The sequence below is a fragment of the Streptomyces sp. NPDC033131 genome, from assembly GCF_055578365.1.
In genome coordinates, this window is record NZ_JBVIPA010000001.1 from 209,266 (window position 1) to 223,787 (window position 14,522).

At 70.8% G+C, this 14,522-nt stretch carries 11 protein-coding genes; 5 read left to right on the forward strand and 6 right to left on the reverse strand.

Annotation, left to right across the window (positions count from 1 at the left end; genetic code table 11):
• Nucleotides 1–47: 47 nt before the first annotated feature.
• Genes ACZ5XS_RS00895 through ACZ5XS_RS00905 form a run of 3 tightly spaced genes read left to right on the forward strand, consistent with a single transcriptional unit; the run spans nt 48 to nt 5,551 of the window.
• On the forward strand, nt 48–1,517 hold the full coding sequence (locus ACZ5XS_RS00895) for a glycosyltransferase family 29 protein (RefSeq protein WP_468647056.1): 1,470 nt from the start codon (nt 48–50) through the stop codon (nt 1,515–1,517).
• Entirely contained in the window at nt 1,514–3,847 is a 2,334-nt protein-coding gene (locus tag ACZ5XS_RS00900) for a glycosyltransferase (protein ID WP_468647058.1), read from the forward strand. The genes ACZ5XS_RS00895 and ACZ5XS_RS00900 overlap by 4 nt, the downstream gene beginning before the upstream one ends.
• Nucleotides 3,848–3,850: 3 nt before the next feature.
• Nucleotides 3,851–5,551 (forward strand): hypothetical protein, encoded by a 1,701-nt coding sequence (locus ACZ5XS_RS00905; protein ID WP_468647060.1) that lies wholly within the window; start codon nt 3,851–3,853, stop codon nt 5,549–5,551.
• 9 nt (nt 5,552–5,560) lie between these two features.
• Here the strand turns inward: ACZ5XS_RS00905 and ACZ5XS_RS00910 are convergent, their stop codons facing one another.
• From ACZ5XS_RS00910 to ACZ5XS_RS00935, 6 genes are all read right to left on the reverse strand, one after another.
• Nucleotides 5,561–6,823 carry an NAD(P)/FAD-dependent oxidoreductase gene (locus ACZ5XS_RS00910; protein WP_468647061.1) on the reverse strand — a complete coding sequence of 421 codons (1,263 nt, stop codon included), beginning with the start codon at nt 6,821–6,823 and terminating at the stop codon, nt 5,561–5,563.
• Entirely contained in the window at nt 6,820–7,239 is a 420-nt protein-coding gene (locus ACZ5XS_RS00915) for a GtrA family protein (RefSeq protein WP_468647063.1), read from the reverse strand. The genes ACZ5XS_RS00910 and ACZ5XS_RS00915 overlap by 4 nt, the downstream gene beginning before the upstream one ends.
• Entirely contained in the window at nt 7,232–8,257 is a 1,026-nt protein-coding gene (locus ACZ5XS_RS00920; RefSeq protein ID WP_468647065.1) for a glycosyltransferase family 2 protein, read from the reverse strand. The genes ACZ5XS_RS00915 and ACZ5XS_RS00920 overlap by 8 nt, the downstream gene beginning before the upstream one ends.
• Nucleotides 8,258–8,394: 137 nt before the next feature.
• Nucleotides 8,395–9,237, reverse strand: a complete 843-nt coding sequence (locus ACZ5XS_RS00925) for an FkbM family methyltransferase (protein ID WP_217236872.1) — start codon at nt 9,235–9,237, stop codon at nt 8,395–8,397.
• Between the two features lie 133 nt (nt 9,238–9,370).
• Nucleotides 9,371–10,705 carry an alpha-2,8-polysialyltransferase family protein gene (locus ACZ5XS_RS00930; RefSeq protein ID WP_468647067.1) on the reverse strand — a complete coding sequence of 445 codons (1,335 nt, stop codon included), beginning with the start codon at nt 10,703–10,705 and terminating at the stop codon, nt 9,371–9,373.
• The gene (locus ACZ5XS_RS00935; protein ID WP_468647068.1) at nt 10,705–11,691 is read right to left on the reverse strand and encodes a glycosyltransferase family 2 protein; all 987 of its coding nucleotides are present in this window, start codon (nt 11,689–11,691) and stop codon (nt 10,705–10,707) included. Before ACZ5XS_RS00935 ends, ACZ5XS_RS00930 begins: the two co-directional genes overlap by 1 nt.
• A 198-nt stretch (nt 11,692–11,889) precedes the next feature.
• Here ACZ5XS_RS00935 and ACZ5XS_RS00940 point away from each other — a divergent pair, with 198 nt between their 5' ends.
• A complete protein-coding gene (locus ACZ5XS_RS00940) occupies nt 11,890–13,248 on the forward strand; it encodes a DUF6716 putative glycosyltransferase (RefSeq protein ID WP_468647070.1) in 1,359 nt (452 codons plus the stop codon).
• 23 nt (nt 13,249–13,271) lie between these two features.
• Nucleotides 13,272–14,516, forward strand: a complete 1,245-nt coding sequence (locus ACZ5XS_RS00945) for a cytidylyltransferase domain-containing protein (protein WP_468647072.1) — start codon at nt 13,272–13,274, stop codon at nt 14,514–14,516.
• Nucleotides 14,517–14,522: the final 6 nt, after the last annotated feature.

Consider the following 14,522-nt stretch of genomic DNA (forward strand, 5'->3'; position numbering starts at 1 on the left):
AATAAAGAGCAATCGCGCAACACAGCTGCGGCAAAATCAGGAGTGCCATGACGAGGGTCCAGAACAGACGGGCACGTGTGCGCGGAGGGGGGCTGGACGACTGCTTGCGCGCCTGCGCGGCGCACAGCGGCAAACTCGTCGGCAGCATCGACCGCCGCCGCGTCGAACTCGCCGAGCAGCTGCGGAAGTTGCTGGTCGTGTGGGGCACCACCGCGGCCGTCGCCCCCGCACCCGCCCCGGCCGGCGCCACCGCCCTGCTCAAGCGGGCGGTCAAGGGCGCCGCGGCCCCCTCCGCCGGCCTCGGCAACGAACTCCTCGACGCCCTGCTCGCCGTCGCCAACAAGGCCCTGGAGTGCGGCTACGACGACGAGTTGAACCTCGCGCTCGTCATCAGCGACACCGTCCTCGCCCAGCGCAAGAACTCCCGGGCCGGCTGGCGCCTGCGCGCCCGCCTCCTGGAGGCCCTCGGTGAGGACAAGGAGGCAGTGGAGGCGTACGAGCGGTATCTCGCCCTCACCGACGACGACGGCTTCGGCGTCCGCGCCCGGATCACCGGTATGCGCGCGGCGGCGGAGAAGGCGCGGGAGCTGCTGAGCCTGCTCCGGAGGCAGTGCCCGCGCGCCGAGCAGTACGCCCGCGGCCCCGCCACCGACACATGGGCCGAAGGCCTTGCCGCGCACGCCGTCGGTGACTGGCAGGCCGCCGAACCCCGGCTCGTGGGAGCGCTCCTGTGCCTCGCCGCCGAGGACGCCCCGGCCACCGACCGGCAGGAACTCCTCAGCCAGTACCTCGACCTGCGCACCGCCGAGGCCACCGCGAGCGGGGACCTGCCCGCGCTCACCGAGGCGATCGCCCTCTACGCCGAGCAGCGCCGCACCCGGATGCGCGGCCCGGTCGACGACCCCACCGTCGGCGGGGTGCAGTGGATCAGCCTCGGCGAGTTCCGCAACCGGATCGCCGGCAAGTCGGTCTGCATGATCGCCAACTCCGGCCGGGCCGGCGCCAGTTCGCTGGGCGCGGAGATCGACGCGTACGACCTCGTGGTGCGCTTCAACTCGTACAGGATCGAGCCGAAGCACACCGGCAGCCGTACCGACATCCACGCCACGATCCACAAGCACGGCTTCAACTGGGACAAGCCGGTCGACACCCGGCTCGTCTTCGGCGGTGTCTCGGGCGACTGGAAGCACTCACTGCGCAACCGCCTGGTCCCCGGCGCGCAGACCCACCTCGGGGACGAGTCCCTGCGCTGGCCCGTACGCAACATCGGCAAGCTCGGCACCGACGTCTGGTCCGGCATCCCGACCACCGGCTTCAACATGCTGTTCCTGCTGGACTTCCTCGACGTCAGCCCGACCCTCGACCTGATCGGCTTCGACTTCTACGAGAGTGGCGCCTACCGCGTCCAGGAAGCGATGAAGCTGCCCATCACGTCCGTGCACGAATACACCAGCGAGAAGGCATGGGTCATGCAGCGGGCCCAGAGCGTGACCGACCTGAGGATATCCCTGCGATGACCACGACCTCCCCGGCCCCGGCCGCCGCCCCCCAGGCCCCGGCGACCGACGCGCACGCCCTCACCGGCAAGCGCCGCATCGCCTTCGCCAGCTACGTCGACGAGAACTACCTGCCCGGCTTCCTCGTCCTGCTGCGCAGCCTGGCCCTGTCCAACCCCGGCGTGTGCGAGGACTTCGTCGTTCTCTACGACGACCTGCGCCCCGGTTCGATCGCCAAGATCCGTGACCTGCACCCGCGGATCGTGCTGCGCCGGGTGAACGCCGAGCACTACGACGCGTACAAGAAGGGCGACCAGGACAACTACCTGGTCCGCAAGGCGTACTTCATCCTCGACGTCTTCCGGCTGCGCGAGTACGACACCGTCATCACCCTCGACACCGACATGGTCGTCCTCGGTGATCTCGGCGAACTGCTGCGGCTGCGTGAGGGGCTCGCGGCCGTGTCGCAGTTCTTCTACGGGCAGCACAAGCTCAACTCCGGTCTGCTGGTCATCCAGCGCGAGTACCTGAGCGACGAGTTCTGCGCCAAGCTGGACCGTTGTGGCCGCAGCGGCGACTACGAGCTCGACAAGCACGACCAGGGCATCCTGAACGCGGTCCTCGACGGCGACTTCATCCGCCTCGACGCGCGCTACAACTTCGTCAAGCGGCGCCTGTCCGGCGACCTCCCGGTCCCCGAGGACACCGCGATCCTGCACTTCACCGGCCGCCACAAGCCCTGGCAGGGCGGCGAGGCCGGCTACAGCCAGGCCGAGGACCGCTGGCGCGAGTTCGAGCTGGACGACGCCGACTTCCACGCCGCGTACCTCTCGAAGTCGGGCGGCCTCCACCACGACCTGCTCGTCCACTTCGGCACCCCGCACGTGAGGCGCACCGGTGACGTCGAGGCCGCCCGCAAGGTCGCCGCCGCGCACATCTCGACCGGCGACTACCAGGACGCCGTCGACATCCTCAGCAGTGTGAAGATCCCGCTGGACGCGGCCTGGCCGCACGAGGTGCTCGGCCACGCCCTGATGAGCGTCTCGCGCCACGACGAGGCCAAGGCCCAGCTGCTGCTCGCCACCGCCGCCCCCAACCGGGCCGCCACCGCCTACGCCCGCCTCGCCCAGATGGCCTGGGTGCACGGCGACAACACCGCGGCCCACAAGTACGCCACCGCCGGCCTGTCCGTCGACATCACCCACCGCTCCAGCCGGCTGTGGGCGCAGCGCGCCTCCGGCCTGCCCGCCCAGGAGCAGGGCGCCGCCGAGGAACAGCTCGCGCACGTCGCCTTCTACATGGACCGGCAGGGCAACGCGGGCGACAAACTCCTCCCGGAGACCGTCCGCCTCGCCTTCGACCCCGACACCGGCTCCCGCCGCTGGCACTCCGTACACGCCCACCGCCTGTTCGACGAGGCGGCCCTGGAACGCGTGAACGCCCGGCGCGGCCTGGTCATCGGCGGCGGCGGCCTGTTCATCCCGGACACCATGCCCAACGGCAACAGCGCCTGGCAGTGGAACGTCCCGGACGAACTGCTGAATCGTATCGACGTGCCGATCGCGGTCTTCGCCGTGGGCTTCAACGCCTTCGACGGCCAGTCGTACCGGGCGGGCCGGTTCCGGGAGTCGCTGCGTCTGCTGGTCGAGAAGTCCTCCTTCTTCGGGCTGCGCAACCACGGTTCGATCGAGAAGGTGCGGGCCATGATCCCGGCGCACCTGCACGACAGGGTGCGCTTCCAGCCGTGTCCCACCACGGTGATGCGCCAGCTCGTCGACGGCTGGCATGACCCGCTGACGCGCGACGACACCATCCTGGTCAACGCCGCCTACGACCGCGCGGGCCTGCGCTTCGGCCACGACTACGACTACTTCCTGGCCCAGATGGCCCAGGCGGTACGCGACCTCGGCGAGCTCGCCGAGGTGAAGTGCGTGGCGCACTCGCTCGACGACGAGAAGATCGCCTTCGACCTGCGGCGCGAGCACGGCATCTCGATGCCCGTCATCCCGATGTACGACTTCGACAACGACGAGATCCGCGAGCTGTACGCCCGCACCAAGCTGGTGATCGGCATGCGCGGCCACGCCGGCATGATCCCGTTCGGCGTCGGCACGCCCATCATCAGCCTGATCTCGCACCCGAAGATGGCGTACTTCCTGCGCGACATCGAGCGCCCCGAGTGGGGCGTCTCCGTGCACGACCGGCACCTCGCCGCCCGTCTGGTGGAGCGCGCGAAGGACCTCCTCGCGGACCACGCCAAGACCGTCGCCGACGTGCACGGCCGGCAGCAGGAGCTGTGGAAGGTCACCGAGGCGAACGCGGCCGACCTGCGCGTCCTCCTGGGTGGCTGACGGATGGCGACCGTCCTGGCCGACGAGGCCGCCCCGGCGGCACAGCCGCGCCGGGGCGGCCGCCGGTCACCGTACTGGTGGCCGCTGGTCGCCCTGCCCGCCGCGGCCGTCGTGGTGTACACCGTGCTCACCCGGCGCCTCACCGGCGACCTGCACTACGTCCTCGGCGCGCTGCGCACCGGCCGCGCGGCAGGCTACTCACCGTCGGAGATCTTCACCCACCGGCCGTACTTCTACCGGTGGTTCATCGCCGGCCTCGACCGGCTCACCTTCGGCGGGACGACGGTCCGCGAGGCCCTGATGGGAGCGGTGGGCGTCCTGCTCGCCGCCGCGGCCGCCCACACGCTGTACGTCGTGCTCCGGCGACGGCTCACCGGCCGTGAGGCGGCCCTCACCGCGGGCGCCACCGGGCTCGCCCTGGCCCTGGCACCCCGCAACGACTTCCTCCAGCCGGAGTGGGCGGCCGTGGTCCTGACGGTGTTCGCCGTCGCCGCCGCGCTCGGCCCGTCCCGGCCCTGGCCGGCGGCCCTGCTCGCCGCGCTGCCCTTCGGGCTCGCGGTCATGATGAAGTACTCCACCGCCGCCACGGCCGCCATCGGCGTCCTGCTCGTGTACGCCGCCGACCGGGGCCGGGCCGTACGGCTCGCCCTCGTCGGGGTGCCCGCCGCGGTGGCCCTGTTCGGGCTGAGTCTGCTCGGCGGGTCGCACGAGTGGCAGTGGACCGAGGACATGCCGCAGATCAACCAGTCGGCGCTGAGCCGCACCGGCATCCACCCGTCCTTCATCCTCGACCGCTCCGTGGAGTTCCTGGCCGACCGGGCCGTGCAGAGCCCGGTCCTGCTCCTGCTACCGGGCGCGCTGCTGCTGGTCCTGTCCCGGGTCCAGGGGCGCGGCCGACGGCTCGAACTGCTCCTGGTCGCCCTGACCATCGGCTTCGGCGCCCAGGCGGTCGTGGTCGTGCAGGGCAACTGGTTCCTCTACCACGGCGCCCAGATGCCCGTCCTCGCCGCCATGCTGTGGGGCCTCGCCGTGGGCGGCGCCCGGCGCTCGCCGCCGTGGTGCTTCGGGGCCGTGTCACTGCTGTACGGCGCGCTGCCCGTGCTGTACGCGCAGGCGCCGGTGGACTGGCAGCGTACGTATGTGGCATGGGTGTTCGGGCTGGTGGCCCTGCTCGCCGCCGTGGTGGACGTCCTGCGCGCGCCGGCCACGGCAGGGCATCCGGCGCGGCTGCTGTGGCCGGTCGCCCTGGCCGGTGTGGTGTGCCTGGCCGCGAGCATCTGGCCCGGCTCCCCGCACCTCGTCCAGTACGGCAAGGTCAGGATGACCGGCACCGAGTACCTGGCCGGGATGCGGAACAGCGAGGCGGAGGCCGACCGGCTGCGGGCGCGGATGCCGGCCGGTGCACCCGTGCTGTACCTCGCCTTCGGCGACACCACGTACTACGTCGACCACCCGGCCCGCTGCCGCTACCCGATCGCCACGTTCCTCCAGCGCACCCGCTACCTCGCGGACGTCACCGAGCTGAAGTCCTACCGTGAGAACGCCGACTGCATCGACCACGGCACCGCCCCGTACGCGATCCTCGACCGGGCCTGGTTCCGGCCCGCCAAGGTCGACCCGGCACTGTGGCGGCGTATCACCGCCGCCTACGACTGCCCGCCGTCGAGCGCCGGCACGATGACGGTGCTGTGCCGGCGCAAGTAGGGCCGAGGGTCACCGCAGCCCGAGTGCCGCGGTGACCTTCCTGGCCAGCGCCACCGAGTAGCTCTGCCCCCGGTCCTGCGGGTAGATCTGCGCCATCGTCACCAGCGTGACCCGGCTCATCGGCGTCTCGTGGGGCGGGATCAGCGCCCGGTACTCGGGCGTCACGACGGGCTGCGCGAACCCGGCCTTCGAGAAGTGCCAGTCCTTGATCCAGGACTCGTCGAAGTCCGGATTGACCCGCCGCAGATACGGCAGGAACTTCCGCAGCAGCTCGGCCGGTTCGGTGGTGAACCGCCAGTCCTCGCGCTCCACGTAGTTGCCGACGTAGAGGACGTGCCGGCCGCCGTACACCGACGGGTCGATCATCTTCGTGTGCTCGACCACGGCGAGGAACGGGAAGTCCGGCTCGTTGATGTTGAGCCAGTAGTACGGGATCACGCTGCGGTCCAGTTCCAGCACGAAGCAGGTCGCGCCCAGGTACTGGTTCCTCCACACCGTGTCCTCGGACGGCAGCCCGGCCGCCTTGGCGAAGGCGGGCTGCGGAGTGGTGACGAGCAGCCGGTCGAACGCGTACGTCGAACCGTCCGCGCACCGAACCACCGCCTCGTCGCCGTCCTGCCGGATCGACTCGACCGCCTTGCCGAACTCCACCTTGCCGCCGCGCTCCTCGACACCGTCCCGCAGCGCCGCGTACACCCGCTCGAACCCGCCGTCCACATAGCCGAGCTCGAACGTCCGGCAGTGGATACGGGCCCACAGCCAGGCCATCGACACCTGCTCGGCCCGGTCGCCGAACTTGCCCCGCAGCAGCGGCTCCCAGATCGCGCCGGTCGCCTTCCTGCCCGCCCAGCGGCGCAACCAGGCGAGCGCGGTCAGGTCGCTGAACCGCTCGCCGTTGCGGATCGCCTTCAGCGCCGCCGACGATCCGGCGAACCGCACCGCGTCGACGGGGGAGAACTCCGGGAAGCGCAGCATGTCGATCGGGGTGGTGAAGTCGATGAGCCTCCCGCCCCGGTAGATGCCCGTGGTCGGCTTGTGGAAGCGCAGCGCGTCGCCGAGGCCCAGCTCCTCGATCAGGGCGATCATCGCCTTGTCGCTGCGGAAGATGTGGTGGTAGAAGCGCTCCAGCGGAACGCCTCCCACCTCCAGCGAGGCGGCGAGGCCGCCCAGTTCGTCGGCCGCCTCCAGGACGGTGACCCGGTGGCCGGCGCGTACGGCGTCCCAGGCGGCGGTGAGGCCGGTGGCACCCGCGCCGATGATGCCGAGGTTCATGCGAAGCTCCACTTTCTGTTGAGCACGAACTGGAGCGCCAGGACCAGCGGCAGCGAACCCGCCTTGACCAGGTTGGCGTCGATCCCCAGTCCGTCGGTGAAGACGAGGAAGAGCAGGTTGGTCAGGACGATGCCGGTCAGCCCTACGGCGTAGAAGCGCAGGAAGCGCAGGACGATCCGGTCACGCCGCTCGAAGGTGAACAGCGCGTTGAGCACGAAGTTGTTGGCGATGCCGAGGGTGGTGCTGAGCGCGTTGGCGAGCTGCTCGTCCATCCCGGTGAGGTTGTGCAGGAGCAGGAAGACGACGAAGTCGAGGGCGACACCGCTGCCGCCGATGAGGGTGTAGCTCAGAAGCTGGCGCAGGGTGCGGTGCTGCTTTTCGGGAGCGGCGCCGATCGTGGCGGTGGTCTCAGTCATCGTCGCCCGGACCGCCTGTCACCTCGCGCACCAGGTACAGCGGCCGCCCCTGCGTCTCGCTGTATATCCGCCCTATGTACGCCCCGATCACGCCCAGCGACAGCATCTGGGTGCCGCCGAGGAACAGCACGACACACATCAGCATCGTCCAGCCGGAAACGGTGATGTCGGGCCGGAAGAACTTCATCGCCAGGGCGTAGAGGATGCCGACGAGCGACAGCGCGAGCACCACGAAACCGAGCCGGGTGATCATCTTCAGGGGTGCGGTGGAGAAGCTGGTGACCCCGTCGACGGCCAGCCGGGCCATCTTGCGCAGCGGGTACTTGGTCTCGCCCGCGAACCGTTCGTCGCGGTCGAAGGCCACCTCGGTCTGCCGGTAGCCCATCGAGGCGACGATGCCGCGGACGAAGCGACTGCGCTCACGGTATCGGCGCAGTTCGGCGGCGACCTTGCGGTCCAGCAGCCGGAAGTCGCCGGTGTCCAGCGGGATGTCCACGTCGGTGGAGGCGCGCAGCACGCGGTAGTACAGGTGCGCGGTGGCCCGCTTGAACGCGCTGTCCTGCCGGCTGCGCCGGCGCGCGTGCACGATGTCGGCGCCCTCGCGCCAGGCGTCCACCAGTTCCAGGCTGACCTGGGGCGGGTCCTGGAGGTCGGTGTCCATCACGATCACCGCGTCGCCCCCGGCGACGTCGAGCCCGGCCGTGATGGCGATCTGGTGCCCGAAGTTACGGGCGAGGTCGACCACCCGGACGCGCGGATCCTGGCGTGCGAGGCCCGTGAGGATCGCGAACGACCCGTCGCTGGACCCGTCGTTGACGTACACCAGCTCGAAGTCGAGCTCGGGGCGCCCGGCGAGGGCGGCGGTCAGCTCGGCGTGGAAGGCGGCGATGCCGTCCCGCTCGTTGTAGACCGGGAGCACATACGAGATCAACGGCCGGCGGGCCGGTCCCGGCTCGACCGCCGCGGGCGCGACGGGAGCCGGGACGTGGGCGGGCGGCCGGGTGTCCTGCTGGGTCATCTCCGCCGGCCCCCGGCGCCGTACGGGATGAACGTGAACGCTGTTGGCAGCATTTGGGGAAGCTATGCGCGTTCAGTGAACCCGCCCCGAACGCGTCGCGTCCGGGAGCTGTCTTCCCCGTTTCGCTTGAACCCGGCTCACTCGTGCGGAGTGAAGAGCAGATTCCGTGTCCTGGGCGGACGAGGCGCGTACCACGGGAGAAGAGTCCCGTCGTGTTCGGTGACCCAGTGGCAGTCGTAGCCGAGGGGGTCGAACTCGGCGAGGAGGGTGTCCAGCGGCGCGTCCCGCAGCGCTTCGAGCATCACGGTCGGCCGGTCGCGCTTGAGCACCTGCCGGGCCCCTTGCAGGACCGCCATCTCGTGGCCCTCGACGTCGATCTTGACGAGGTCCAGCCTGGTGTCGGCGAAGACCTCGTCGAGGGGCAGCAGTTGGATGCGCTTCAGCTGGGCGTCGGCGGCGGCGTGCTCCAGGGTCGAACCGGTCGAGAGCAGGTTTCCCGAGAAGCGGACGCTGATGTCGGCCCAGCCGGCGCTGCTGGACACCCCGGCCTGGTAGAGCCGCACGTTCTGGACGTTGTTCGAGCGGATGTTCACCGAGAGACGGGCGTGGACCTGGTCCACCGGCTCGAAGGCGTGCACCTTGGCGTTCGGGTTGGCGAGCGCCGCGATCAGCGAGAAGTACCCGACGTGCGCGCCGACGTCGGCGATGGTCGCGCTGTTCGCGGCGAGGCGGGCCCAGGTGCCGAGGCTGCCGGGCTCGTAGCCGAACGCCCCGTTCCACAGGGTGTCGAGGGCGACCGCGTCGTCGTTCACGCAGAACATGACGAACGGCGGGCCGTAGGGGGAGTCGATCTCGGCGAAGCCCCGGTACGGGAACTTCTTGCGGTGGGTGCGGATGATGTCGCCCGTGGAGACCGGCCGGACGGATGGTGCGTGGGCCAGCATGCGGGCATTGGCTTGTTCGAGCTGGGGGATACGCATCACGCGATGGTAGAGCCGCGGTCATGGCCTGTCACAGGTTCCGCACCTCCCGGAAAGACCAGATCGCAGGCGTGTGACCTGGCCTTTCCCGGAGGGACACCACCAGGTACCCCCTGGTTCACCCCTGCTTCGCTCAGCGCTTCACGGCCTTCTTCAGCGCCCGTGCCCGCCGCACCACCCGGCGTGCCGTCGCACTGTGCGGCAGGAACGCCAGCCGCTCCGGAATGCCGCCGGGAAGCCCGAGCGAGGTGAGCCGCTTGCGCTTGAAGTACCGGCGGGTGCGCGGGCCGAAGTGCTTGGCGAGGTAGCGCTCCGCGGCCGGGCGCAGGCCCGGGTGGATCTGCGGCTGCATGGTGAAGCCGACGGCGGTGACCAGGCCGTTCAGGTCCCCGGTGGGGACCGGGTCCTCGCCGCCGCGCGACTCCACGTCCGGCAGCACCGCGTCGGCCAGCACCGCCGGGACCCGGTTGCTGTTCTGGTACGGCGTCAGCCGGTCCAGCAGCGGCTCGGTGCCGATGCGGGCGACGGGAAGGTCGTAGAACGCGGACGCCGTGAACAGGGCCGTGGAGAAGCAGCCGACGACCAGGGCCGGTCGCGCCTTCTCGAACAGCACCTCGGCGAGGACGGGCGTGTCCAGCACCGTGAGGTCCACGCCCAGCTTTCCGGCCTCCGCCTCCAGGGCACGGCTGTAGCGGGCCGGCGCGGTGGGGTGCGGTTTGAAGACGACCGTGCGGTGCCCGCGCTCGACCGCGCCCCGCATCATCCGTACGTGCAGGTCCTCCTCCTCGGCGGGGGAGAGGATGTTCAGCGCGGACAGGTACTGGCCGAGCAGCAGTGCCGAACCGTCCGGCAGTACCGGCAACCCGGGCACCGACACGGCGAGTTCGTTCATCACCTTCAGGAAGGCCGACGTCGGCACCACCTGCGCCGGCACCTCGAACTCGGTCAGCAGCATCGGCGTGAGCCCCGGCACCAGGTCCAGGTGCAGCAGCCGGCGCACCCGGGTGCCGACCAGCGGGTCGAGCTTGTTGCGGGTGGGGCCGTAACTCATCAGCCCGTCCGCGTAGACGTCGACGGGCGCGCCGGTGAACAGCTGGGCCACCGTGAGGGCCGGGGTGACCTGGATGGACTCCAGGACCAGCTCCACGCGGTCGTCGCCGAGACCCCACAGCAGCCGCAGATAGCGCTCGAACAGCGGGACGTCGTCGGGGCGCGGGGTCCAGGAACCCGGGTGGAAGGGGCTGATGGCCTCGTTCCAGGACAGGACGTCGTCGAAGTGGCTGCGCAGCGGCTCGAAGCCCGGCATCTCGTCGAGCGCCGGCGTGGTCTCCGGGTTGGTCGAGTTGTTGAAGACCAGCAGCACCCGGCGGTCCGGCTCGGCGAACAGGTCGGAGTCGACCGCGGCGGCCAGGGTGGCGGCGCCGTACAGCGTCGAGGCGCAGAAGATCTGCACGGTACGGGAGGACATCAGGCGGCCGCCTTCGCTGTGGTGACCCGGCGCCGCAGCCGCCGCAGCGCGGAGGAGCGGCGCATGTCCATGGTCTCGAGTACGTCACCGAGCGCGTCCTGCGGCATGCGCTGTATCGCCGCCGCGCTCATCGCCCGCAGCTGCTTGGCCACGGCCGGCTCCCACTTGGACTCGTCCGAGAGATGGTGGGCGATGATCGCGCAGTAGGTGCGCACCGCCTTCGGGAGCAGCCGGTCGGCGTCCGGGTCCGCCGCCGTCTCCTCGATCACCTGGTCGAAGGCGCGGATGAAGTCGAGCTGCCGGGCGTCGCCGATCTGGGTCAGCGAGGAGGCGACCCCGCGCCGGTAGAACACGCCCAGCAGGCTCACCACGGCGAACGACTCGGCCTCGCGGTGCAGTTTCCAGATCCACGGCCGGTCCTCGGCCGTGCGCAGCCCGTCGGTGAAGTGCAGCAGCCCCTTGTCGAGCAGACGGCGGTGGTACGCGCCGGCCCAGGCGTAGGCGTAGTCCACCGAGGTCGTCCGGTCCGCGGGCAGGATCGCCTCACGCGGGTCCAGCGCCTCGCCGCGTCTGCCGACCGGGGCCCGGTGCACGGTCCGGGCGCGGGCGGTGGCCTGCACATGGTCGGTGCGGACGAAGTCGCAGCCCGACCCCTCGATCGCCGACACCAGTTCGGTGAGGTAACCGCGGGCCAGCCAGTCGTCGCCGTCCAGGAACGTCAGATACTCGCCCTGCGCGGCATCCAGGCCGGTGTTGCGCGCGGTGGCGAGCCCGCCGTTTCGTTCATGTCGGATATAACGCACCTCGGCGACATCCGAGAGCTGGTCGGCAGCGCGTTCGAGAATGGCCGGGGTTTCGTCCGTCGATTTGTCGTCGACCAGCACGAACTCGAAGTCGGGCCGGGCGTTCATTCGAAGGCTTCTGAGAGTGTCCGGGGCGAATTGCTGGACGTTGTAGAACGGCACGATCACGGAAAGCTTTGGCACCTGCAAAACCCTAGGAGCCGGTCCGGCAGCAGAACCGTACGGTGCACGTACGGGGGGTGAACTCCATGTGTCGGAATGGTGCATCCCCGCTACTTTTCCCTATTCCACGGGCCAGTTCGGCTCTCGGTGGGCTGTTGTTAACTTTTCGTTGATTCCCGGTTGGGCCGCACCTAGAAATTGCTTCCTAGCGTCTTCCTCGTGCCACCACGTACAAGGAACACCCCGCGAATCGCCGTCCTCGCGGACTCGGACACCCGCTGGAAATGGGGTGCGCTGACCGCGGACCGCATCACGCCGGGTCCGTCCATGGAAGCCGCATCGCGCGACGACGCGCAAGCCGGCCCCGCCCTGAGCGGATTCCTGCTGCGCGGCCGGGCCACGCCCACGCCCCGCCAGCTGGAGGAAGTGGGGGTGCGCGCCGACTCGCTGCGCGAGGTCACCGCGGTCGAGTTCCTGCGCGCCATGGCCGAGGAGGAGTACGACGTCGTCGTCATCGCCCTCGTCGGCGGCGGCGTCCAGGCGATGCTGCATGGCCTGGGGCGGGTCTGGGAGGGCCGGGAGAAGCGTCCCGTCGTCGTCACCGGCTACGTCGGTGTCGTCTACGAGAAGCTCGCCGACGGCCTCCTGCTGCGGCACGGCGCCGACCTCGTCCTCGCCAACTCCCGCCAGGACGCCGAGCGTTTCCGCGCGGTGTACGAGGGCGTGGGCGCCGACGCCTCGTCGGTGACCGAGGTGGCACTCCCGTTCCTCGGCGGAGCCCCCTACACGGGCGAGCACGACCCCTACACCGTGGTCTTCGCCGCCCAGCCCTCCGTCCCGGACAGCCGCAAGGACCGTACGTACCTGCTGGACCGGCTCGTCCGGCACGCCCGGACGCATCCCGACCGCGAGGTGGTGCTGAAGCTGCGCTCCAAGCCGGGCGAACACACCACGCACCTCGAGGAGTTGCCGTACCAGAAGCTGGCGCAGCGCACCGGCCTGCCGCCCAACTTCCGTCTGGTCTACGGCCACATGGGCGAAGTGCTCGACCGCACCGACCTGCTGGTCACCGTCAGCTCGACCGCCGCCCTGGAATCACTGCACCGCCGCATCCCCACCGTGGTGCTCACCGACCTCGGCGTCCGCGAAGTGCTCGGCAACCACCACTTCGTCGGCTCCGGCTGCCTCGCCTCCTGGGACCAGCTCGACGCCGGCCACCGCCCGGCGCCCGACGAGGAGTGGGTGGCCCGGCAGGGCGTCGCGGCCGCGGATTCCTCCGGGGCCGGCTCGTACGCCCACGCCTTCGACGCGGCGCGGGAGCGGATCGCCAAGCTGCTGGCCGCGCCCGAACTGCCCCCGCTGACCCCGTACTACACCCCCGCGACCGCGCCCGGCTACCTGCCCGGCATCCTCGCCCGCCACCACCTCGGCCCGGACGGCAGCCCGTTGCCCGGCGCGCCGGCCGCCGACAAGGAGCCGGGCCCGGTCCGGCAGATCGTGCGCCGGGCGGCGCGCGGCGCCTACCGGCACGGGGTGCAGCGGGTGGCTCCCGTCATCCGGCGGATGGGGGAGCTGTGACCTCTCTTCAAGGAGTAGACCCCATGTCCCACCCGGCAGCGGGCCAAGGCGCCTCGGTGCGCCGCGTGCTCGCGGTGATCCCCGCGCGCGGCGGCTCCAAGGGCGTGCCCGCGAAGAACCTCGCCCCCGTCGGCGGTGTCCCGCTGGTGGCGCGAGCGGTGCGCGAGTGCCGTGCGACCCGGCTGGTCACGGACGTGGTCGTCTCCACCGACGACCAGGCCATCGCGGCCGCCGCCCGCCAGGCCGGTGCGGAGGTCGTGCTGCGGCCGGCCGCCATCGCCGGTGACCTGGCCACCTCGGAGGCCGCGGTCCTGCACGCGATGGAGGCCCACGAGGCCCTGCACGGCGCCGCCGTCGAGGTGGTCCTGCTCGTGCAGTGCACCAGCCCGTTCATCACCCGCGAGGACGTCGAGGGCGTCGCCGCCGCCGTCGTCGAGAACGGGGCGGACACCGCGGTGACCGTGGCGCCGTTCCACGGGTTCGTCTGGCGCGAAGCGGACCAGGCGGCCGGCTCCGCCGACGGGAGCGGCGGTCACGGCGTCAACCACGACAAGTCCTACCGCCCTCGCCGCCAGGACCGTCCCCAGGACTTCCTGGAGACGGGCGCCGCCTACGCGATGGACGCGGCGGGCTTCCGCAAGCACCGGCACCGCTTCTTCGGCCACACCGAACTGGTCCGCACGGACCCGGCCCGCGTGCTGGAGATCGACGACCCGCACGACCTGGCCCGCGCCCGCGCGCTGGCCCCCCTCTTCGACGCGGACCGTCCCGGCGCCCTTCCCGCCGCCGACGACATCGACGCGGTCGTACTGGACTTCGACGGCACCCAGACCGACGACCGGGTGCTGATCGACGCCGATGGAAAGGAGTTCGTCTCCGTGCACCGCGGAGACGGCCTCGGCATCGCCGCGCTGCACAACAGCGGCCTGAAGATGTTGATCCTCTCCACGGAGCAGAACCCGGTCGTCGCCGCCCGGGCCCGGAAGCTCAAGATCCCGGTCCTGCACGGCATCGACCGCAAGGACCTCGCACTGAAGCAGTGGTGCGAGGAGCAGGGCATCGCGCCCGAGCGCGTGCTCTACGTCGGCAACGACGTCAACGACCTCCCGTGCTTCGCCCTCGTGGGCTGGCCCGTGGCGGTCGCGAGCGCCCACGACGTGGTGCGCGGCGCCGCACGCGCGGTCACCACCGTCCCCGGTGGCGACGGCGCGATCCGAGAGATCGCCAGCTGGATCCTCGGCCCTTCTCTCGACTCCCTCAACAGTTAAGGAACG